This is a genomic window from Lyngbya sp. CCY1209 (genome assembly GCF_035615495.1).
In the GTDB taxonomy this organism is placed as follows: Bacteria; Cyanobacteriota; Cyanobacteriia; order Cyanobacteriales; family Microcoleaceae; genus Limnospira.
Genome location: NZ_JAJENU010000557.1, coordinates 1 through 2072, shown reverse-complemented (window position 1 = coordinate 2072; position 2072 = coordinate 1). Strand labels below are relative to the sequence as shown.

The following is a 2072-nucleotide window of genomic DNA, read 5'->3' as shown; positions in this document are numbered from 1 at the left end:
GAAGACTGGGCGATGACCCAAAATAATCTGGGGAATGCCTACCGTAACCGCATCCGGGGAGAGCGGGCACAGAACATTGAAGATGCGATCGCCTGCTACCGAGACTCCTTGCTAGTCAGAACCCCCGAAACTTTACCCCTGGACTGCTTGCAAACCGGACGCAACCTCGGCGACTTGGGATTTGAGGAACAAAACTGGGAAACCGCCATCTTCGGCTACGACAACGCCATCCGCGCCGTCGAACAAAGCCGCAACTGGGCCACCTCCCCCGACACCAAACGCCAACTCATCGAAGACGCCCTGCCCCTCTACGGTAAAATGGTGCAGGCCTGCATCCACCTGGAACGCTACGACCGAGCCCTCCTCACCGTCGAGCGCAGCAAATCCCGCACCCTCCTCGAACTCCTCAGCGGCGCGGACCTCGTACCCAAAAACGCCACCCCCGAACAACAGCAACGCTACCGCCAACTCAACCGAGAAATCGCCGCCCTGCAACAGTCCTTCGGCGACGGAGAGACAAGCAGAGAGGGAAATGGAGAACAGGCAGATGGGGAGACGGGAAGCAGAACGACCCCACACCCCACCGAGCACACCCCACACCCCACCCAACTGCAAAGTCTCATCCAACAGCGGGAAACCCTCCTCGCCGAAATCGACGATTCCGAGTTCGAGGCCATCCGGGACGTCCGCCCCCAACTCCCCGACTTCACCCGACTCCTGACGCCGGAAACCGCCCTCATCCAATGGTATCTGCCCCGAGATCCCGACCTCGGCGCCTGGGCCTTCACCGTCACCCTCCGCGACAACCGCCCCCACATCCGCCCCCACACCTACACCCCCGAGCGGCGCCGGGCCCTCGACGAGTTCAACGAAACCTACTTCTCCGACTACCGCCAAGACACCTGGGACGACCACCTCGCCCCCCGCCTCGCCGAGCTCGCCGGACTCCTGGACCTCCCCGAGCTCCTCGACACCTGCGCCGCGTGCACCACCCTCATCCTCGTCCCCCATCTGTACCTGCACCTGTTCCCCCTCCACGCCTTACCCGTAGTGCGCTCTGAAGAGCCCACTACAAACTCGCTCGTAGAGCACTCTTTAGAGCGCTCTGAAGAGCCCACTACAAACCGGACGCACTTAATCGATTATTTTTCCGAAGGCGTGCGGTTCGCCCCCAGTTGCCAGATTCTCGACTACATCCACACCCGCCGCCGCCCCGCCGCCGCCGGCCCATTCTTCGCCATCCAAAACCCCACCCAAGACCTCCCCTACACCGATGTGGAAGTGGAATTCATCCGCCGTCGCTTCGACCCCGACACCCACATCCTCAAACACCGTGACGCCAACAAGGTCGCCCTAAATTCCCCCGCCACCCTCGACCAACTGAGCCGGAGTCTTTTCGTTCATTTTTCCTGCCACGGCGGGTTTGACGGCGAAAATCCCCTCAACTCCGCCCTCATTTTGGCGGGGGATGCACCCCCCGACCCCGACGGCCGCCGCACCCTCACCCTCCGGGACGGTCGCCGCTTCGACACGGAACACCAGGGCCTCACCCTCCGGGAAATCTACGCGAACCTGGAGCTCCCCGCCTGCCTGTTGGTGATGCTGTCCGCCTGCGAAACCGGGCTCATTGGCAGTCTCTTCACCGACGAATATATCGGATTGGCCAGCGGCTTTTTCTACGCCGGCGCCCTCTCGGTGGTGAGCAGTTTGTGGTGCGTGGACGACTTCGCCACGGCCCTTTTAGCCATCCGCTTCTACCAAGAATTTAACCCGGACAAAAGCATCGCCGAAGCGTTAAAAGCGGCTCAAACCTGGATGCGGCGGCAGACCAAAGCGGATTTATTGAACTGGTTCAAAGGGGATTGGAAGTTATCGGAAAATGACCTAGACGAATGCGCTTTCAAACTGTTGGATTACGATAAAGATCCCCCCTTCGACGATCCGAAATATTGGTCAGCTTTTGTTGCGATCGGCTTATAGGGGTTATAATTTGAGCGACAAAACCGCTTGGGAATCAATTCCCAAGCTCACAGCACAAATCCTCTAAAGAGGATTGCAAAGCGATACAGATA

General features: G+C 59.7%; 1 protein-coding gene. It reads left to right on the top strand.

Annotated features, from left to right (window positions below):
• A partial coding sequence (locus LKE08_RS19470) for a CHAT domain-containing protein (protein ID WP_324705915.1) occupies positions 1-1980 on the top strand: 1980 nt, incomplete at its 5' end.
• Positions 1981-2072: the final 92 nt, after the last annotated feature.